The 19,828-nt window shown below is 65.6% G+C and carries 19 protein-coding genes; 7 read left to right on the plus strand and 12 right to left on the minus strand.

Annotated features, from left to right (window positions below; translation table 11 throughout):
• The first annotated feature begins 23 nt into the window (after positions 1–23).
• The gene (locus tag U1763_RS04365; RefSeq protein WP_056490565.1) at positions 24–680 is read left to right on the plus strand and encodes an alpha/beta hydrolase; all 657 of its coding nucleotides are present in this window, start codon (positions 24–26) and stop codon (positions 678–680) included.
• 146 nt (positions 681–826) lie between these two features.
• Here the strand turns inward: U1763_RS04365 and U1763_RS04370 are convergent, their stop codons facing one another.
• Entirely contained in the window at positions 827–1,006 is a 180-nt protein-coding gene (locus U1763_RS04370; RefSeq protein ID WP_332754242.1) for a hypothetical protein, read from the minus strand.
• A 99-nt stretch (positions 1,007–1,105) separates the two neighbouring features.
• Here U1763_RS04370 and U1763_RS04375 point away from each other — a divergent pair, with 99 nt between their 5' ends.
• Complete coding sequence (locus U1763_RS04375) at positions 1,106–1,681, plus strand: hypothetical protein (protein WP_332754243.1); 576 nt, start codon at positions 1,106–1,108, stop codon at positions 1,679–1,681.
• Here U1763_RS04375 and U1763_RS04380 read toward each other — a convergent pair whose 3' ends face one another.
• Positions 1,682–2,644, minus strand: coding sequence for a threonine ammonia-lyase (locus tag U1763_RS04380; RefSeq protein ID WP_332754244.1), 963 nt, complete (start codon positions 2,642–2,644; stop codon positions 1,682–1,684). It abuts the gene before it with no gap.
• Positions 2,645–2,781: 137 nt separating this feature from the next.
• Between U1763_RS04380 and U1763_RS04385 the strand changes: the two genes are divergently transcribed.
• The 5 genes from U1763_RS04385 (at position 2,782) to U1763_RS04405 (ending at position 7,201) form a co-directional block, all read left to right on the plus strand.
• Complete coding sequence (locus tag U1763_RS04385) at positions 2,782–4,017, plus strand: type III PLP-dependent enzyme (protein WP_107955178.1); 1,236 nt, start codon at positions 2,782–2,784, stop codon at positions 4,015–4,017.
• 148 nt (positions 4,018–4,165) lie between these two features.
• Positions 4,166–5,227 (plus strand): 1,9-bis(guanidino)-5-aza-nonane synthase, encoded by a 1,062-nt coding sequence (locus tag U1763_RS04390; protein WP_056048328.1) that lies wholly within the window; start codon positions 4,166–4,168, stop codon positions 5,225–5,227.
• Positions 5,228–5,432: 205 nt separating this feature from the next.
• A complete protein-coding gene (locus U1763_RS04395) occupies positions 5,433–5,858 on the plus strand; it encodes an MAPEG family protein (RefSeq protein ID WP_332754245.1) in 426 nt (141 codons plus the stop codon).
• Between the two features lie 78 nt (positions 5,859–5,936).
• Positions 5,937–6,941, plus strand: a complete 1,005-nt coding sequence (locus tag U1763_RS04400) for an alpha/beta hydrolase (RefSeq protein WP_332754246.1) — start codon at positions 5,937–5,939, stop codon at positions 6,939–6,941.
• Positions 6,942–7,009: 68 nt separating this feature from the next.
• On the plus strand, positions 7,010–7,201 hold the full coding sequence (locus U1763_RS04405; RefSeq protein WP_132896819.1) for a hypothetical protein: 192 nt from the start codon (positions 7,010–7,012) through the stop codon (positions 7,199–7,201).
• A gap of 4 nt (positions 7,202–7,205) precedes the next feature.
• On the opposite strand, the gene U1763_RS04410 is transcribed toward U1763_RS04405, so the two are convergent.
• The 10 genes from U1763_RS04410 to U1763_RS04455 are packed head-to-tail and all read right to left on the minus strand — an operon-like array spanning position 7,206 to position 19,689.
• A complete protein-coding gene (locus U1763_RS04410; protein ID WP_332754247.1) occupies positions 7,206–9,092 on the minus strand; it encodes an XrtA/PEP-CTERM system amidotransferase in 1,887 nt (628 codons plus the stop codon).
• A complete protein-coding gene (gene xrtA / locus U1763_RS04415; RefSeq protein WP_332754248.1) occupies positions 9,093–10,568 on the minus strand; it encodes an exosortase A in 1,476 nt (491 codons plus the stop codon). It abuts the gene before it with no gap.
• Positions 10,565–11,860, minus strand: a complete 1,296-nt coding sequence (locus U1763_RS04420) for a glycosyltransferase (protein ID WP_332754249.1) — start codon at positions 11,858–11,860, stop codon at positions 10,565–10,567. The genes xrtA and U1763_RS04420 overlap by 4 nt, the downstream gene beginning before the upstream one ends.
• Entirely contained in the window at positions 11,857–12,885 is a 1,029-nt protein-coding gene (locus U1763_RS04425; protein WP_443026883.1) for a FemAB family XrtA/PEP-CTERM system-associated protein, read from the minus strand. The genes U1763_RS04420 and U1763_RS04425 overlap by 4 nt, the downstream gene beginning before the upstream one ends.
• Before the next feature lie 8 nt (positions 12,886–12,893).
• Positions 12,894–13,721, minus strand: coding sequence for an XrtA system polysaccharide deacetylase (locus U1763_RS04430; protein ID WP_332754251.1), 828 nt, complete (start codon positions 13,719–13,721; stop codon positions 12,894–12,896).
• A gap of 19 nt (positions 13,722–13,740) precedes the next feature.
• Positions 13,741–14,820: an ExeA family protein gene (locus U1763_RS04435; RefSeq protein ID WP_332754252.1), complete on the minus strand. Its 1,080-nt coding sequence runs from the start codon at positions 14,818–14,820 to the stop codon at positions 13,741–13,743.
• A 12-nt stretch (positions 14,821–14,832) separates the two neighbouring features.
• A complete protein-coding gene (locus tag U1763_RS04440; RefSeq protein ID WP_332754253.1) occupies positions 14,833–16,467 on the minus strand; it encodes a hypothetical protein in 1,635 nt (544 codons plus the stop codon).
• Positions 16,464–17,504: an AAA family ATPase gene (locus tag U1763_RS04445; protein WP_332754254.1), complete on the minus strand. Its 1,041-nt coding sequence runs from the start codon at positions 17,502–17,504 to the stop codon at positions 16,464–16,466. The genes U1763_RS04440 and U1763_RS04445 overlap by 4 nt, the downstream gene beginning before the upstream one ends.
• 5 nt (positions 17,505–17,509) lie before the next feature.
• On the minus strand, positions 17,510–19,033 hold the full coding sequence (locus U1763_RS04450) for an XrtA system polysaccharide chain length determinant (protein ID WP_332754255.1): 1,524 nt from the start codon (positions 19,031–19,033) through the stop codon (positions 17,510–17,512).
• A gap of 11 nt (positions 19,034–19,044) precedes the next feature.
• Positions 19,045–19,689, minus strand: a complete 645-nt coding sequence (locus tag U1763_RS04455; protein WP_132740128.1) for an XrtA/PEP-CTERM system exopolysaccharide export protein — start codon at positions 19,687–19,689, stop codon at positions 19,045–19,047.
• Between the last annotated feature and the right edge of the window lie 139 nt (positions 19,690–19,828).

Genomic DNA, 19,828 nt, shown 5'->3' on the forward strand with positions numbered 1-19,828 from the left:
CGTATCCCAGCTCGCGAGTGCCTATGCCAGAAGTCATTTTTCCCGGTCCCGAAGGCCGTCTCGAAGGTCGTTTTGCGCCGGGGCCGCGTCCGCGCGCACCTGTCGCGATGATCCTGCACCCGCATCCGTCGGCCGGTGGCACGATGAACAACGCGATCGTGCAGCAGCTCTACAAGACCTTCCAGCGGCGCGGGTTTGCGACGCTGCGGTTCAACTTCCGCGGCGTCGGCAAGAGCCAAGGCGTGTTCGACAACGGCGTCGGCGAACTGAGCGATGCGGCGAGCGCGCTCGACTGGGTGCAGAGCTTTCATCCCGAGGCGCAGACGACCTGGATCGCGGGGGTCAGCTTCGGTGCATGGATCGGCATGCAACTGCTGATGCGCCGTCCGGAGATTCGGGGGTTCATCTCGGTGGCACCGCCGGCGAATTTGTACGACTTCACGTTCCTGGCGCCGTGCCCGTCGAGCGGGATCATCATCCAGGGCGAAGCCGACGAGGTGGCGACGCCGGGGGCTACGCAGAAGCTGGTCGACAAGCTGCGGACGCAGAAGCACATCACGATCCATCACGACACGATCCCGAAGGCTAACCACTTCTTCGAGCATGAGATGTCGGAGTTGATGGGGTCGGTGGACAAGTACCTCGATATGCGGTTGGACCCGAACTCGCCTATCCGGTGATTCTGTCCTTCTCCCCGCGGGGAGAAGGTGGCGCGGCAGCGTCGGATGAAGGGGAGTTGGGGATCGATACGCTCTCCCCAACTCCCCTCTCCCTTCCCACCGCAAGTGCGGCGGGCCCCTTCCCTCTCCCCGGAGGGGCTAGGGAGTCAGAGTGTCCAGATCGCCACGTTGGCTAGCAAAACCGCGGCCATTACCAGCATCAACACGCCCTTTTTCGTGTCCTGCCTCTTCACGATCAGCGCTACCCCGCCGATCAGGCAGGCGAACATAGCCAGCATAGCGATGGCGGGGGCGGCGGCGGCGATGCTGGTCAGGGCGGCGTTCATGCCGTCCGATACGCCACGCAAAGCCTGGATTGAAGCGCGTTGACTTCGCGCGGCGCGCGGCAATAGCTTGGCGACCTCGATCGGATACTCGGAGGTGTGATGCTGGCCTTTCTCGCGATGATCGCCGCGCAGACCCCGCCGAGCTGCGAATATGACAAGCCCGCGATGATGGCGCTCGACGAACGCGCGTTCGATCAAACCATGACGAGCGGCTGGCGCATGCTCGCCAACGCCGGATGCGATGCGCAGGCCGCCGACCTGATCGCGGAACGGCGCGCGGGTCATCCCGCCAACCCGCGCACCGCCGGGCTGTTGCAGTGGCACGAAGGCCAGTTGCGCGCGAACGCCGGGCAGACCGCGCGCGCGGTGGCGCTGTTCGAAGCCGCGCGCAAACCGGTGGAGCAGGATGCCGGGTTCGGCTGGAACCTCTATGTCGACGGCAGCATCGCGTTTCTGCGCCGCGACCTCGCCGGACTGGACACCGCCCGCGCCAAGCTCGCCGCGCTGCCCCGCCCGGCCGGCTATTCTCCGGTCGGTCCCGACGGGAAGCCGCGCGCCTATGCTTGGCCGATGAACCTCAACATTCTCGACGGCTTCGTCGCGTGCTGGAACCGGAGTTACAAGCAGGCCTATGGCTGCGCGAAACCGGCGGTGAAGACTTTGCCCCCCGCTTAATCAGCCGGCAATCGCCTTCGCATAAGCGGCCAGGTCGACATTGCCGCCGGACAGGATGACGAGAAGTCCGGATTCGAGCTTTACCTTGCCGGCCAGCACCGCCGCCAACCCGACCGCACCGCCCGGCTCGATCACCAGTCGCAATTTCTCCGCAGCCCAGCGCTGCGCCGCAGCGATCTCGGATTCGTTGACTGCAACGCCAGTCGCGTCCCGGCGCGACAACACGTCGAAGGTCAGTGGCGATACGCGCAAGGTCTGGAGCGAATCGCAGGCGGTCGGCGGCGGGTTGGGGCCGACGGGTTCGATCCATGAAGCCTCAAGGGAGCGGCGCATGTCGTCCCAGCCTTCGGGTTCGACGACGGTGATCGCGCTGTCCTTAAGAGCCAGCGCGATGCCTGCCGAGAGGCCGCCACCGCCGCACGGGATCACGACCCGGCTTGGTACGCCCAACCCGAGCGCCGCCATCTGCGCCGCGGCTTCGATCCCGGCGCTCCCCTGCCCCTCGATAATCCACGGATCGTCGAAGCTCGGCACCAGCGTCGCACCCCGCGCTTCGGCCAGCTGCGCGGCGATGGCCTCACGGCTTTCGGTGGCGCGGTCGTAGGTGACGACCTCCGCGCCTAGCGCCAGCGTCGATTCGCGCTTCAGACGTGGCGCATCCGACGGCATCACGATCGTCGCCGCCATCCCAAGCCGCTTCGCCGCCCAGGCCACGCCCTGCGCGTGATTGCCCGACGAAAACGCGACCACACCTTTTTTCCGCGCGGCGTCGTCCAATGCGGTGAGCCGATGCCACGCGCCGCGAATCTTGAACGCGCCGGTTGGTTGCAACGATTCAGCCTTGAACGCGACCGGTACGCCTTTGATTTCGCTCAAAAACAGCGGCGTCGGCGGGAGTATCCGCGCGATCTTTTCCGCGGCGTCCCGTACCCCCGCCCGCGTCGGCTGTCGCAAAATCGTCACACACTGGCTCCTATGCGCCCAACCCTATTTACATGGGGGGCAAGCGACCGTAGATCGCCCTTCCGCTGCCCCATGGGACTTCCAACCGCAAGGCAGTGTTTTCGTAATTTGTCTCAGGACATTGGAGGTCCCTTGAATTGGTCAAGCATCATATCGCGCTGGGGTTAGCGAAAGCCCATTCGACCGCCGACACCTCCCATATCGGGAGCGGCATCGACATCGCTAAAGGGCGTCCGGTCAATCCGGTAACGCTCGTTCGTCCGCACGCTGCTGCGCGCGCCGCTCGTTTCTTCGTCGAGAAGTTTCCGGGCCGCTCGATGTATGCGGTGAAGGCGAACCCGTCACCCGAACTCCTGCAGATCCTGTGGGACAATGGCATCACGCATTACGACGTGGCGTCGATCGCCGAAGTGCGCCTGGTCGCGCGGACGCTTCCCGAGGCTACGCTGTGCTTCATGCACCCGGTCAAGGCCGAGGAAGCGATCGCCGAGGCGTATTTCACGCACGGCGTCCGCACCTTCAGCCTCGACAGCCTGGAAGAGCTCGACAAGGTCGTTCGCGCCACTCGCGAAGCTTCCGATCTGACGCTTTGTGTGCGTTTGCGCGTGTCTTCCGAGCATTCGAAGCTGTCGCTGGCATCGAAGTTCGGTGCGGCACCGCATGAAGCCAAGGAGCTGCTGTTCGCGGCGCGCCAGGCTGCGGACGCACTCGGCATCTGCTTCCATGTCGGCTCGCAGGCGATGACCCCGGAGGCCTATTCGAATGCGATGGAGCGCGTCCGTGCGGCAATCGTCGAGGCGGCGGTCACGGTCGACGTCATCGACGTCGGCGGCGGCTTCCCGTCGTCGTATCCCGGCATGGAGCCCCCGCCGCTCGAGCATTTCTTCGAGACGATCCACCGTGCGTTCGAATCGCTGCCCGTCAGCTATTCGTCCGAGCTGTGGTGCGAGCCGGGCCGGGCATTGTGCGCGGAATATTCGTCGATCATCGTGCGCGTCGAAAAGCGCCGCGGGACCGAGCTGTACATCAACGACGGTGCGTATGGCGCGTTGTTCGATGCGGCGCATATCGGCTGGCGTTTCCCGACCGAGCTGCTTCGTGAGCCGGACAGCCGTGCGAAGGACATGGAGTTCAGCTTCTATGGTCCGACGTGCGACGACATGGATTACATGGTCGGCCCGTTCATGCTGCCCGCGGATACGCAGGCTGGCGATTATATCGAGATCGGCATGCTCGGCGCCTACGGCTCGGCAATGCGGACCGCGTTCAACGGGTTCGGATCTGACGAGACGGTGATCGTCACGGACGAACCGATGGTCTCGCTATATGACGAGCGGTTCCAGGATCTCGCGTCGAACGTCGTCAAGCTGTAACCAAGCTTTAGTACCGCGCCCTTCTTCCCCCCCTCCCGTTTGCGGGAGGGGTCGGGGGAGGGCTTGTCCGCGAGCGTGGCGTTCGCGGATATTTCAGTCCCTCCCCTAACCCCTCCCGCAAGCGGAAGGGGGATTTATGGAGCATGTTATGACCGAAGACACCCGCATCGACGCGCAGCGCAAGGCGGAACTCCTTTCCACCACCGTCGAGCATATCGACATCACGAGCTTCGACGCGCGGCCGATCGTCGACGCGATGAAGAAGATGTCGTTCACCAGCCGCGATCTCGGCCGTGCGACCGACATCTACAACCAGATGCTGGCCGACAAGGACTGCACGATCTTCCTCGTCATCGCGGGCTCGACGAGCGCCGGCGGTTGCATGGACCTGTATGCCGAGCTGCTGCGCAACAACATGATCGACGGCATCGTCGCGACCGGCGCGACGATCGTCGACATGGATTTCTTCGAGGGCCTCGGCCACAAGCATTATCAGGCGCTCGAAGTACCGCACGACGACGTGCTGCGCTCGCTGATGATCGACCGGATCTACGACACCTACATCGACGAGGAAGAGCTCCAGCACGTCGACCATACGATCTTCGAGATCGCCGAGACGCTCGAGCCGCGCGCCTATTCGAGCCGCGAATTCATCCGCGAGATGGGCAAGTATCTCGTCGAGCACGGCAAGAAGGAGAACAGCCTCGTCAAGCTCGCCTACGAGCATGACGTGCCGATCTTCTGCCCGGCGTTCGTCGATTCGTCGGCGGGCTTCGGTCTGGTCAAGCACCAGGTCGACGCGGTGAAGGCGGGCAAGCCGTACATGGTCCTCGACGCGATCGCCGACTTCCGCGAGCTCACCGAGATCAAGATCAAGGCGGGCACCACGGGGCTTCTCATGATCGGTGGCGGCGTGCCGAAGAACTTCATCCAGGACACCGTGGTTTGCGCCGAAATCCTCGGTCACGACGACGTCCAGGTTCACAAGTACGCGGTGCAGATCACGGTTGCCGACGTGCGCGACGGTGCGTGCTCGTCGTCGACGCTGCAGGAAGCGGCGTCGTGGGGCAAGGTGAACACGGGCATCGAGCAGATGGTGTTCGCCGAGGCGGGTTCGGTCATGCCGTTGCTGGCGTCGGATGCGTATCATCGTGGGCTCTGGAAGGATCGTCCGGTCCGCAAGTGGGGCGCGAGCTTCGACAAGGCCTGAACTCTACGATCCTCCCCCGCCAGGGGGAGGTGGCAGGCGCTTGCCTGACGGAGGGGGAGGACACGGAGCCGATGTTATCGCCGCCTCCCCCTCCGCCGCTTCGCGACACCTCCCCCTAGCGGGGGAGGATTGTCGGTTCCAATCTACGTTGCCCCTTCCGGGCAATTGATGCAGCCTCCGCCGGATAACCGGGGGAGGCTTTTTCATGCACAGCGAGATCCTGCGACCGATGGTCGTGCTCATCGCGTGGACGCTCGTGATGCTGGGCTGGACGCTTGCGACGCGGTTGCCGGCGATGAAGGCGGCTGGCGTCGACATGGGCAAGCTCGTCGGCACCAAGGGGTCCGACGCGGATCGATCGCTGCCTCCGCAGGTGCAGTGGAAGGCGCATAATCACAATCATCTGATGGAGCAGCCGACGCTGTTCTATGCGGTATGCACCGTGCTGGCGCTCAGCGGCACGGGCAACGGGATCAACAGCTGGATAGCCTGGGCCTATGTCGGCCTGCGGATCGTGCACAGCGTGGTCCAGGCGACCAGCAACCGAGTCCGCGACCGGTTCGTCTTCTTCATGCTGTCGAGCGTAATGCTCGTGGCACTCACGTTGCACGCGGCGCTCGCGGTCTTCTGATGGCTTTTCGCCCGGAATAATTACCGATCGCGTCATGCTCCCCTCCCCGAGCGTGCAGGGATCGTCTAGAATTGCCAGATGACTTTCGATCGCCGTTCGCTCCTCAGCCTTCCTATTGCCGCCGGCCTGGCGCCCGCCGCATTCGCGCGGACCGGTGGGCAGCTCACCGCCGGCCAGCCGCGGGCGACGGACCTGCCGATCTGGCCCCCCGCCGAGCGGTTCGCGCTGTGGCTCGGCATCCCTTCAGGCGCGCCGAACCCTTTGCCGATCCCGCAGCCGCGCATGCCGCGCTACCCAGACGGTTATCGCGACTTCCAGATGCGCGGCGTGGTGCGGCCTGAGGTCGGCGTGTTCCGTCCCTCACGGCCCGACGGCCGCGCGGTGCTGATCGTCCCCGGCGGCGGTTACTCGATCACGTCGCTGCGCAACGAGGGCATCGACGTCGCGCGCGTGCTGAATGCGTTCGGGATCACCGCGTTCGTGCTGAGCTACCGTTTGCCCGGCGAAGGCTGGGCCGACCGCGCCGACGTGCCGCTCGCCGACGCACAGCGGGCGATGCGGCTGATCCGTGCCAATGCGCGCACCTACGGGATCAGGGCAGAGAAGCTCGGCGTGCTCGGCTTCTCGGCAGGCGGACATCTCGCCGGCTCGCTGACGGTCCTGCACGAGTTCAAGGCCTATCGCCCGGTCGACGCCGCCGATCGTCACTCGGCGCGCCCCGCATGGGCCGGCCTCATGTACGCCGTCTCGAACATGGACCCCGGCCGAAGCCATGGCGGATCGCGCGCCAACCTGCTCGGCCCCGACCCGTTGCCCGCAGTCCAGGCGCGCTATGCGGTCGACCGGCAGTTGAAGGCGGGCGACCCGCCGCTGTTCCTCGTCCATGCCGAGGACGACACCACCGTCCCCGTCGCCAACAGCGTCGACACGCTAGCCGCAGCGCGTCGCGCCGGCATCCCGGCAGAGGCGCATTTCCTCCAGCATGGCGGCCACGGCTTCGGTACGCGCCTTTCGCCGCGCTCACCCGGATCGCTTTGGCCGCAATTGTTCGACCGCTGGATGGGCGAACTGGTCGCGTCCTGAGCGTTAAGTCAGCGGTTCGGACCCATCCCGTTGGTGCGGCGTTGATCCCGAATAACAGGAGAAGCGCGATGACCCGTCCGCACGCCCAGCCCCGTGACGTTTTCCATGAGCATGGCGAGGTTATCATCGATGGGCCGGACGGAACGGTAATCTCGATGACCCCCGAAGCTGCCCTGCGCACCGCCGGTCGGCTCGACGAAGCCGCACTCGACGAACTGATCGCTCGGGCTCAAGTCGGCGACGGCGGCAAGCTCCACTGAACGCCTAGCCGAACATCCGTTTCATCGAGCGTTCGAGCATTACGAACTGCCAGAGCGTTCGGCCATGCTCGGCACGCCCCATTCTGTGTTCATCCGCGATCCGCGCGATCGTCGCCATGTCGAACCATCCCGTCTCGCCCAGCGTCCGCGACTTTGCCAGTGCCGACGCCTCGCCCGCCAGGCCTTCACGGAACCACGCGCTGATCGGTGTCACGAAACCCATCTTCTGCCGATACAGGATTTCGCGCGGGAGATAGGGCTCCATCGCCTTTTTCATCAGCCATTTGCCCTCGCCGTGCCGCAGCCGCATATTGGCGGGCAAGGTCGCGCAGAACTCGATCAGGCGGTGGTCGAGCAGCGGCTCGCGCGCTTCGAGTCCGACCGCCATGCTGGTACGATCGACCTTGGTAAGGATGTCGCCGGGCAGCCAGTGCTTGATATCCGCGTATTGCGCGCGGTCGATCGCGTCGCGGGCGGGCGCGTTCGTCATCGTCGCGACGTAGCGGTCTTCGGCACGATGACCCTGGAGGGCGGCACGCGCGCTGGCGTTGAAGAGGTCCGCGCGCAGTTCGGGCGTGGTCACGCCGACCGACCGCGCATACGCCTCGCTGCCGCCCATCGCGAGTGCGACCAACGTCGATTTCGCGCGCATCGGTCGCGGTGCCCAGTCGGCCTTAGGGTACCAACGGCCGAGCGTGCCGAACACGTCCTGCCGGAGATGCTCGGGGAGCATTCCGCGAATGCGCTCTTCCGCTGCCTGGAACTTGTAGCGACGATAGCCGGCGAGCGCTTCATCGGCGCCGTCCCCCGATAATGCGACGGTGACGCTCTCGCGGGCCAGCGCGCAGACCTGATAGGTTGCGAGCGCAGACGCATCGGCAAAGGGTTCGTCGAAGCTCGCGACCAGAGTATCGATCAGCCCGAAATCGCCCGACTGGACCACGCGTTCGCGGTGATCGGTGGCGAAGCGCCGCGCGACGGTGTCGGCGTATTCCCGCTCGTCATGGCCCGCTTCGTCGAAGCCGATCGTGCAGGTACGAACCGCCTTGGGGCTCGCTTCCGCCATCAGCGCGACCACTGCCGAACTATCGACGCCGCCCGACAGGAACGCCCCGAGCGGCACGTCCGCGACCATCCGCGAGCGCACCGCTGCGCGCATCCGGTCGACCAGTTCCTCACCCAACGCCTTGGCCGAGCCGGTCGCGCGGTTGGAGAAATCCAGGTCCCACCATTTGCGAGGGCTTGGAACGGGCCGGCCGCGTTCGACGAGTAGGAAATGGCCGGCGGCGAGTTTCTTCACGCCTGCGACCAGACAGGCGTCATCGGGGACATACCCGAAAGCGAGGTAGTCCTCGACCGCGCTTAGATCGGGTACGCGGCGGAGCTGCGGGTGGGCGAGCAGGCCCTTCAGCTCCGACGCGAAGGCGAGCGAACCGTCCGCGAGTTCGACGTAGTGGAGCGGCTTCACGCCCATCCGGTCGCGCGCGAGGAACAGCGTGTGCGCGGCCGAATCGTGGATCGCGAACGCAAACATGCCGTTCAGCCGGTCGAGCATCGACGGTCCCCACGCGCGCCAGGCGTGAAGCAGAACTTCGGTATCGCCCTCGGTCCGGAAGCGCGCGCCCTTCGCGGTCAGCTCGGCCCGCAGCTCCGCGAAATTATAGACTTCGCCATTATAGGTAATCGTCAGCGTGCCGTCGGACATCGGCTGCGGCGAGCCTTCGAGGTCGATGATCGACAGGCGGCGATGGCCGAGACCGACGCCGGGCGCAGTCCAGATGCCGTCGCCATCGGGGCCGCGATGCGCCTGTGCAGCGATCATCGCGAGGATGCGGTTGGGCTCGACCGGCTTGGGCGTGCCCGGATGGAAGATCCCGGCGATGCCGCACATTCAACGCATCCCTGCGGCGTGATCGGCGACCCGACCGAGCGGTCCGAGCGCGCCGAGAAACCGGACGATCGGACGCGGATCCGCACCCTCGACCGAGAGGTGGATCGCCACTGCGCGTTGCGGACCGCCGAGCAGCCGCGCCTTCATCGTCTCGATCTTCACCAGCGTCTCGTCGTTCGTCGTTGCGTCGCCAACCCGGTACCACGTCGCGACGATCCGCTCCACGGGGCCCGGCGCGGTGATGCGCATGACGCTGCCGCCGGCGATCGAAGGAAGGTCCGCGACGCGTACCCAGCGGTCCTCCTGCCGTAGCACCCCGGTGCCGAACGCGATCAGCTCCTTGCCTTCATGCTGGCTGCCAAAGACTGCGATGCTCATGTCGACGGTCGCGCCCGAGGCATCGGCATAGCGGCCGAACAGATAGTGGTCCGCGCCGGGATAATAGGGCGTCCACGGCGCGCGAGTGCTGACGGGGACGCGGTGCCAGCCGGGGATTTCGGGCAGGTGGATATGCGCGGGCAGCTGTTGCGCCCGTCTGGCGACGACCGCACTCCAGGCGGGGAACAGCGCGACCGTCGCCAGGGTCAACGCAGCGGCGATGGCGAGATCGATGCGGTGGCGGGGTGGCGTCTGGAGGGTTGCCGGATCGTACGCGGGATCGTCGGGCGCACGATCGAACCAGCGCCAGCCGATCGCGAGTACGCCGGCCATTACCAAGCCGAAAAAGACCCAGCCGTAGATGATGTGGTCCAGCCCGGTCGCCGCCTCGACCGAGGTCAGGTCCGCCGCCCAGATCGTGCCGAACGCGCGAAAACCGTTGGCGATGACCGGCACGACCACCGACACGACGAGAAAGACCGCGCGGCGGCGCCACGACACGAAGCACACATTGGCGACCAGCACGCCGAACGCGACCATCGCGATGACGAACTTGGCGCCCGAGCACGCCTCGGCGACCTCGAAATAATAGCGTCCGGCGTGGATCAGCACGCCGTCGACGACCGCGGGCACGCCGACGAGATGGAGCAGCGGCATCACGATCGCGACCGTCGCCGCCTGCAACGGCGGTTCCAGTCCTTCGCCGAACGGCACCAGGAAGACGGCGTAGGCGAGCGGGAACAGCAGGCCGCGCGCGACATTGGGGCCGAGGATCGTCACGACCGCGCCTTGCAGCATCATCACGAGGCCCAATTGGCGTGCGAAGCCGACCGACGCGGCATCGCCCATCAGCCAGCCAAGTCCTCCAACCGCGACCAGGGCTAGGCCGGGCCACCACCCCGTCGGCGTGAGCTCGCCGAGTTCGATGCGGCGCTGCCAGACTAGCCAAGCGATCACCGGGCCGATGAAGAGGCAGTGCCCAAAGGTGGTGCTCGTCCACCAGATATGCGCGAGATCGACGACATCGCTACGGAACGTCAGCAAGATCAGCGCCGCCACCAGCGCGAGCGCGAGGCCGTGGCGGCGCCATGCGGTCAAGGGGTGAGGCCCAGCAGAGCGTCGAGCGGGGCGAGCCGGGCGTCCCAGCCGTAACGGCGGATAACCTGCGCGCGGGCGGCTTGGCCTAGCGCGGCGGCGGCGTCAGGCGTTTCGATCAGCGTGGCTATGCGGTCGGCGAAGTCCTGCGCGGTGTCCGCGACGCGGATCGTGTCGGCGTGATCGATACCTTCCGCGGCGGCGGCGGAGGTGACGACCGGGCGCGCCATCGCCATGGCTTCGAGGACCTTGTTCTGGATGCCGCGCGCGAGTTTCAACGGCGCGACGCACACCGTTGCCGCCGCAAGCCAGCCGCGGACGTCGTCGACCGCGCCGGTGACGGTGACGTGGTCACCCGCCAGCGCTTGGACTGCGGCGGTCGGTGCGCGGCCGACGATCGCGAAATGCGCGGGGTGGCGTTTGCGGATCAGCGGGAGGATGTCGCGCGCGAACCACGTCACCGCGTCGATGTTGGGGCGGTAGTCCATCTGACCGGTGAAGACGATGAGGGGGGAACCATTCGAATCACCCGCACCATCCCCCCCGGCGAAGGCCGGGGTCCAATTGGGGGATATCGATGGCAGGGGACCATCCCCCGTTACTGCAACCTCTCCAATTGGGCCCCGGCCTTCGCCGGGGGGGTACTTCCTCTCGACGTTTGCAAACTCCGCAGCCGGATCGAACTTCACCGAGTCGATGCCGTTCTCGACAGCTAGTATCCGCCCCGCCGCACCGCCCGCGCGGAACAGCGCAGACTCGGCCTCGCTGACGAACAGGCTTGCGGTTGCCCGAGCCGCGACATCGCGCTCGAATGCATCGAGTAGACGGGATTCGCGGCGCATCATCCAGCGCATCGGGCCGCGCGTGTCTTCGGCGAATCCGGCGAACTTCGCGGAATCGACGTCGACGAAATCCATGACGACCGGCGGCCCGCCGACCGGCAGATACTGCGCCATCTGGCCCGAGAAGCAGTAGGTGCTCGTGACCTCAGGCAGGACGCGATCGACTGCAGCCTGCATCGCCGCGCTGGCGAACGCGGTCAGCGATACCGGCTTACCCGTGGCCAGCGCTTCGATCGCGGCGCGCTTCTGCGACTTCTTCCGTGGCAGGATCTTGCAACTCGCGAGAAGGTCAGTGAACGCGGTCGGCGGATCGAAGTCGGCTTCATCGTCGGCGAACGCCACCAGATGCACCGGCGTGCGTCGCGCCAGATACTGGAGGATGTGGAAACTGCGGATCTTGTCGCCGCGGTCGGGCGGGAACGGTACGCGGTGCGCGAGGAAGAGCAGGCTCACCCCAGGCCTCGGGAAATCCACGGTCCTGCAGCAGTCGCGGCCCATAGCGGGAGGCGCTTCCACGTCCGCACCATCAGCGCATATTTTGGGTTGAGCGGGTTCACCTCGCGGGCCGGGCCGCTGCTGCGCTTGGCATAAAGCCTTGGCTCGGGCGTGAAGCCCCAGTTCTTCTTGAACGCAGCCGCGCCCGTGCCGGTCTTCGAACGCCCGAAATCGAACCGCGTACAGCCCCGCGCGCGGGCGTGCGCCATCAGCGCGAAATACATCCGGTCGTTGGCACGAAGCCCGCGCGCGGCGTCGGTCCCGCCACCCCAATACGGATAGACGGTGCCGTCGAAATACAGACTGAGAACGCTGGCGACCGCCCTGCCCTCATGCCGGACGGTCAGAACATCCGCGTCCATCATGCTGGCAACGCTGCGAAAAAGCTTGGCGGGAAACACAGGCGTGCCAAGGTTTCGGACCGACTCGGCATAAACCCGGTAGTGCTCGGCGAGCAATTTCCGGTCTGTGCCGGTGATGATCTCGAGGTCGAACCCAAGCGAACGACGGACTTCTGCGCGCTGCTTCCGCGGGATCGCCAGCAGTTCGGCGTCGTCGTCCGCTGCCAGATCCCGCGCGAAACCGAGATAGCTGGTGTCGTCGGTCGTCCAACCCTCCGGTGCGGGACCGCCGCGCAGTTCGACCGAGGGGCAGCCAGTCCTCAGCGCAAGGTTCCAAGCCCCCGCTGCGAGTGGTTCGATCGACGTCCCCAAAATGCCGCCATCGACGCCGAACCCGGTCGACACCAGTGCGCGGCCGAACAGCGGTGAGCGCATTTCGGACAGCGGGAGGACGCCGGCGATCGCCCCGCTGGGATGCTCGGCGAGCAGGTAGCGCGCGCGTTGCCCACATCCGTCCTGGACCGCTTGGCTCCACGCGGGCAGGTGAAATGGCGTGGCGCCCTTAGTCATCGCTACGAAAGCGGCGATCCTGGCACACTCGACCGGATCGCGAAGGTCCGCCTCGCGCACGCCCACGGGCATCGGCGCGGTCACGCCAGTCGGGCCGCTTCGCGCGCGACGACCGCGTCGACGCGGCCCCAGTCGTGACGGCCGAGCAACCCGCGCAACTTCCCCGCCATCGCGCCAAGCCGCGAATAATGGCGGATCTTCGAGCGCATCGGTGCCGCTTCGACCCGCGGTTGCGCCGGATCGATCTCCCAGGGGTGGAAGTAGAACATCGCCGGGCGATCTTCGCGGTTGACCTGACGCACTGCGAAGTCGGTGATCGCTGCGGGGAGCAGGCGGAAGAACCCGCCGCCGGTGGCGAGCTTGCGCTCTCCGAACCTGGCGACCGTCACCGGCACCTCGATCAGCGCATTGTCCGCGAGCGGCTTGAACCCATAGCGCGGGGCGTCGAGCCAGCCATAATGATCGTGCTTCACCGGCGCGACGCTAGAAGAATAGGTGTAGCCCGCCTCCGCCAGTTCGACGTGCGCCCACGGCGTGCGCTGGTCGATCGAGAAGCTCGGCGCGCGGTAACCGGTAACATTCGTCCCCGCCGCGTCTTCGATAGCGGTTCGGGCACGAACCAGGTCGGCGCGGAACACGTCGGGCGTCATCGTGAAAACGCGCTGGTGATCCCACCCATGGCTGGCGATCTCGTGCCCGGCATCGACGATCCGGCGGATCAGCGCGGGGTAGCGATGCGCGACCCAGCCGAGCGTAAAGAACGTCGCCTTCGTCTCGCGCTCGGCGAACAGCGCAAGGACAGCATCGGTGTTCGCCTCGACGCGGGGCTGGAGCGAGTCCCAGTCGGCCTTGTCGATCACCTTCTCAAAGGCGCCGACCTGGAACCAGTCCTCAACATCGACCGACATGCCATTGAGAACAGGCATCTTATGCAGCGTCATGCCAGGCGGCGACACCACGGATCGGCGCGTACTCGGGCTTATCCGTATCGCTCTCGACCCAATCGACCAGCAAGGTAAGGACGCGCCGCAGCGCCTTATCCTGCAACTCCACCCGTGCCTCCAGCGCAGCGATGCGGTCTTCGGTTGCCGGATCGGTACGCGGTGCTTCGACGGTCGGCGCAGGCTGTGCGGTGGACTCGGCGGGGGCGACCGCGGCAACAGCGCCCTTTCCCGTATCGGTGGCCAGTGTCGGGAGATCGCCCTCGAGATCGCGTTGTACCGACCGCACCACCGCGGCATCGATGACCGTAAGATCCTCCAGTGCAGCATACAGCATCACGCGGCCCGCCAGCAGGTTGAGGCGACGGGGCACACCCGCCGACCCTGCGTAAAACGCCGCAAATGCATCGTCGGTAAAGTCTGGATTGCCGGTCCAGCCAACGACAGACAGACGGTGCGCCAGATAGTCCGAGACTTCGCTGTCCTCCATCGGATCAAGATGATGGATCGCGATCACGCGCTGGCGGAGCTGTTCGAGCCGCTCCGACCCGTGCAGCCGATCGCGGAACTCGGGCTGGCCGAGCAGGACGATCTGCAACAGCGCATGCCCGCCTGCCTGGAAGTTCGACAGCATCCGCAGTTCTTCGAGCGCTGACACGGGCAACGCCTGCGCCTCGTCGACGATCAGCAGCGTACGCTTGCCGGTGCGTGCGACCGCGTGCAGCCCACGCTCGATTGCGGTCAGCAGTTCGGCCTTGGTCAGCCCTGCCGGATCGACGTGCAATTCGGTCGCGACGATCCGCAGCAAGTCGTCCGCCTCGATCGCGGTCGATACCAGCTTGATCGCGTTCAGCCGCTGGTGGTCGATCGTGTCCATCAGGTGACCGACCAGCGTCGTCTTGCCCGCGCCGATATCGCCGGTGATGACGATGAAGCCCTCGCCCTGCGCCAAGCCATAGCCGAGATACGCCATCGCTTTCCGGTGCGTGGCGGTCTCGAACCAGAATTTGGGATCAGGGGTAAGCTGGAAGGGCCGACCCGTCAGTCCGTAATGTTCGTCGTACATCTGCTCTCGCCTTCAGAACTGATATCGCGCACCGATCAGCGCCTGCGCCGACCAGTCGCTGTCGAGGTCACCGACCTTGAAGCTGTAAAGTCCGAGCGACGCGGTGGTGCCGAGTCGTCCGAAATTGTGATAATAGGTGCCGGTGCCGCCATAGGACCAAACGTTGCTGTCGCCGGTGCTATCCTCGACGCCACTGTCATAGTAATTCGCGAACAGATCGGCGTTGATGCCCGATACCGGGGTCAACGACCGCGCGTAGAAGAGCTGCCCGTAATAGCTCTGGTCGTCGAGACCGCTGACGACAATGCCCGGCGAGAGCCTTGGCGCATAGAGCTTGCGGCTGGCATAGCCCAAGCCCGCGCCCCAGGTCGACCGGCCACGCGTCGCGACCAGCACACCGTCGATCCCGCGGGCGCGGTAGCTCGACGTCGAGATCGACTGGAAAACGTCGTCGAGGCACGCCCCCGGCTGCGCGCCGCTGGAGCCGAACACACACCCGTTGAACTGCTGGCCAAAGCCCTGTTGCTGGCCCGAGACGAAGCTAGTCGGGAGATTGCTCAAGCCCGTGCGGAGCTGGCGACCAAAGGTCTGGACGCCGTCATAGACGTTGACCGCAAGACCGACCGACTGCGATGCCTGATAGGTGGCGGTACCGGTATAGCTGAGCGAGCCATAGCGCTTGCCGACATGCCCCTCGACCGACGTACGGCGGTTAGGTCGCCAGACCACGCCCGCATCGTAATAGATGCCGTCGGTCCGGTATGCGATCCGCCGCGGGGACGCGGCATTGGTCACGAATCGACCATTCTTGTCGAGCACAGGCGCGCCGGTCGCGTCGACCAACGCATCCTTCTGGCTCGTCTCGATCTTCTCGTAACCGACACCCGCGGTCAACGCGACGTAGGGAGAGATCGGCTGGAGCACGTCGCCACGACCGTAATAGCCCTCATAGCGCTGCTTCAACTGACTGGCGGTTTCACGGTCATAGGCGCCGCTCAGCGTGACGCCGAACGGCGCGATCATGCCGGGCGCCACGGAGGCATTGGCGGTCGCCGTATGACCGATCGAATCGTCGTAATAGTCGAGCCGCTGGCCCCCGATGCTCGTATCGGCGAAGGTCGGCGTCTCGACCTTGGTATAGCCTAGCCGGTAATTGGCGTTGAACGTGACGGGGCCGGCGGTGCCCGTAAAACTGGGGCCCGCATAGACCGCGTACAGCTGCGCGACGTTGTCGACATTGCCGACGAGCAAGCCAGGCGCCGCGCCGCGAATATCCGACCGCGTGCGCGTGGCGATGCCACCCGCTTCGATCGTCAGGTTGCGGTTCAGCTTCGCGTCGACGCGCGCGAGACCCGAATGGATGTCGTTATCGCCGACATCGCCGTTCCATGCGAACCGGCGCTCATAGCGATAGCTGACCTGCCCAGCCACACGCGGCGTGGCGATCGCCGCGTCGATGCCCGCGGCGAGACTGGTATAGGTCAGCGTGTCGCCACCGCTCAGATCGGCGTCGAGGATCTGGCTTGCCTCGATATACGGCGTGATGGTGACCCGGCGCGTGTCCTGTGCGGCGGCTGGCATGGCAGCTGCAGCGAGCGTCACCGCACCGCCAGCCCATGCGAGGCTGCGAGTTGCGTGACGCATCATTGGACATTGTCCTGACCGTAATAACTGCCGAACCGCGCGCCGCCTTGAACGAACGATACAGCATTGAGAACGAGCTGAATATGCTCGCATCCGTCGAGGATATTGACCGCAGCACGGAGCTCGCTCTCGGGCGTGCGATCGGCGCGGACGACCAGCATTACCTGCCCGACGCGCATCGCCAGCACCGAGGCTGCCGAGGCGGCGAGTGCGGGCGGCGAATCGATGATGATGATCCGGCGTGGATTGGCGGCGAGTAGCCGCGTAATCACCGCCCGGGTACGCGCGCTGGCAAGCAGCTCGGTATCCATCGCCGTTTTCGTGCCGGCCGGCAGGATCGCCAGATGCGGCACGTCGGTATGGATCACGAGATCCTCGACATCGATCCGCGCATCGCCGAGCGCATCGAGCAAGCCGGGACTATCCGCCAACCCGAGTTGATTGACGATGTCCGGCTTGGCGACATCGGCATCGACGAGCAGCACTTCGGTATCGCGCTCGGCCGCAATCGAAAGCGCGAGGTTGATCGCGCAGAACGTCTTGCCGTCCTCGGGCCGGGCCGAACAGACCAGAATCATCCGCGCCTTGTCGGGGCTGTCGCTCTCGGCGATGCGCGCGCTGGCAATCAGCAACTGGCGCTTGATCAGGCGGAACTCCTCGGCCAACGGGCCAACCGGAGCGCCGGGCACGATCATGCCATTCGCCGCCAACATCCCGCGGTCGATCCGCGCAGTGTCGTCCGGCTCCTCCGGGTAATAGACGTCGTCGGCAAATTCATCGCCGACCGGCGCGCGGAGCGCCTCGGGGATCGCCAGGAATGTGGACTCGGTGACATCGAGCGGACGCGCCGCAACGTCGGGTTCAACGACAGGCGCTGCAGGTTCAACGACGGGCGCTACAGCCGCCGGCACTTCAGCGGGCTCGGGCGTAATCGGCGCGTCCGCCCCAATGTTGCGAGCACGCGCGTGTGCGTTGAAGTCATACACTTTGGCTGCGCGCTCGAGCAGCGAGGGTTCGCGATCAGGTTTCGTCACGGTCATACCCTTCAGGCCGCCAAACCGCGCTGGAGGATCTCGACCCCCAGCAGCAGCACATAGGCGGCACCCAATGCAGCGGTGCCGCCCAGGAACATCTTGTACCTACGGCGGCGATGATTCGATTGCACGCGCGTAACGACTTCGCTGATCGAGCCGATGACCGGCATCCCCGCCACATTCTCAAGTCGGTTGCTGGTCGCGAACGTCGCGCGCAACTGGCCCATCGCAAACGCCGAACCGATCCCGGCGGCCAGCCCCGCCACCAGAACGCCCGTCAGCAGCAGCATACGGTTGGGTGCGCTCGGCGTGCTCGGCATCGTCGGCGGGTCGATCACGCTGAACTTCACATGATCGCTCTGCGACTGCGCCTGGCCGATGATCGCGGTCTGCTCGCGCTGTTTCAGCAGCGCATCATACTGATCCTTGAGTACCTGATAATCGCGATCGATCGCGCCTTGCTCGGCGGCGACTTCGGGATCACCGGTCAGCTTCGAGTTCAACAGGTCGAGATCGCCCTGCAACTGGCTGCGGCGCATCCGCAACGACGCCACCGTCGCCGTACGATCCGCGACCATCGACTGGAGCGAGGCGTAAAGCGGGTTCTGCGCACTACCTGCGCCGCTGCCGCCCGAAAGAGGTTCGCTGCGCGCCGCCGCCGTTGCCGCCGCAAGCTGGCTCTTGAGCGCAATGACGTCGGGATGATTTTCGGTATAGCCGCGCGCACGGGCGTCAGCGAGCTGGCCCTGGATCGCCTGAAGACGGGCACGTGCAGGACCCGCTGCACCTGCGATACCGCCTGCACCCGGCACGGTCGCCGGCGTTCCCGCCATCTGCCCCTGCACTGCCGACAGGCTCGATTGCGCCGCGGCCAGATCGCCATCGACCTGAGACATCTGCGAGCGCGCGGCACTGATCCGGTCGCTGACAGACCCGGTCCCCGGCAGGCTACCAAGATAGCGATTCTGAAAATCCGCGCGCTTGGCCTCGGCATCCGCGAGCTGCTTCTGACGCGCCGCGAGTTGCTGGTCCAGAAACGTCAGGCTCTGCGACGTCTTGGAGCGATCGCCGGCGAGATTCTGTTCGACGAACAAGTCGATCAGCTTCTGCGTGATCTGGCGTGCGAGCTTGGGACTGGAGGCGCTGGTCGTAATCTGAAAGACATTGTCCTGCTGCGACAGGATCTTGATGTTCGGCGCCAGGCTCGCAACCCGGTCCGCGACGTCGCGGTCGCTCGACACGGTGTTCGCCAGATCGGTGCCTCGGACGACCTTTTCGAGATTGACCGCGGAGATCAGCGTGGTGCGGATCGTGTCGACGGTCATCGGCACGGTCTGCGGTACGCCATCCATTCCCGCGGGCAGGATCGTCTGCATCTGGACGAACACGCGCGCGGTCGATTCGTAACGGCTCGGGATCTGCGACACGATCAGCCAGCCGAGCACGCACACGCCCCAGGCTACCGCGAGCGCCAGCCAACGCCGCGTCCAGATCGTGTGGAGTGCGATGCGCACCTCGTCATAGATCCCGTTCATCTGGGCGTGCCTCAGAACATCGATTCGGGAATGATGATCACGTCGCCTGGCTCGAGCTGAACGTTCGCCGACGAATCGCCCTTCTTGAGCAGATTGCCGATCTGCAACGCGAACTCGGTCTGCTTGCCGGTGGTGCGATCGTACCGCACCAGCCGCGCCTTGTTCCCTGCGGCATATTGGCTCAGGCCACCCACCGCGATCATCGCGTCGAGCAACGTCATGTTGGCGCGATAGGGGATCGAGGCAGGCTTTTCGGTCGCGCCGACGATGCGGACCTGTTGGCTATAGGTCCCGCTGAAATTCTCGACGATCACCGATACGATCGGGTCCTTGATATAGGACCCGAGTGCCTTCTTGATGTCGTCGCTGAGCATCGCCGGCGTCTTGCCGACGGCGGGCATATCGTTGATCAACGGGGTCGTGATCCGACCGTCGGGACGGACCTGGACCTTCGACGACAATTCGGGATTGCGCCAGACGAAGATGTTGAGCTGATCGAGCGGCCCGATGACATATTCCTCGCCCGGCAACTCCTGGTTCGCAACGAACGGCGCGGGCGGCAATGCGGGACGCGTCGACGTCGTAGCGCACGCACTCAGCGTGGTTGCGGCGAGGCCGATGGTCATCACTGTCTTCGAAACGGATCCGGAACGCATGGGCACTTTCTCCTGGCGCCACACCGGCCACCGGACATCCGGCGAACGGCTAAACTCAGCCTCGGCTATGCAAGGAACAGGTGAAGATAGCGTTAGGAGCGCCCCGTAACCATGCACGCCCGCGCCGTCGGCAGTCGGG

This window comes from Sphingomonas sorbitolis, from assembly GCF_036663875.1.
GTDB lineage: Bacteria > Pseudomonadota > Alphaproteobacteria > Sphingomonadales > Sphingomonadaceae > Sphingomonas.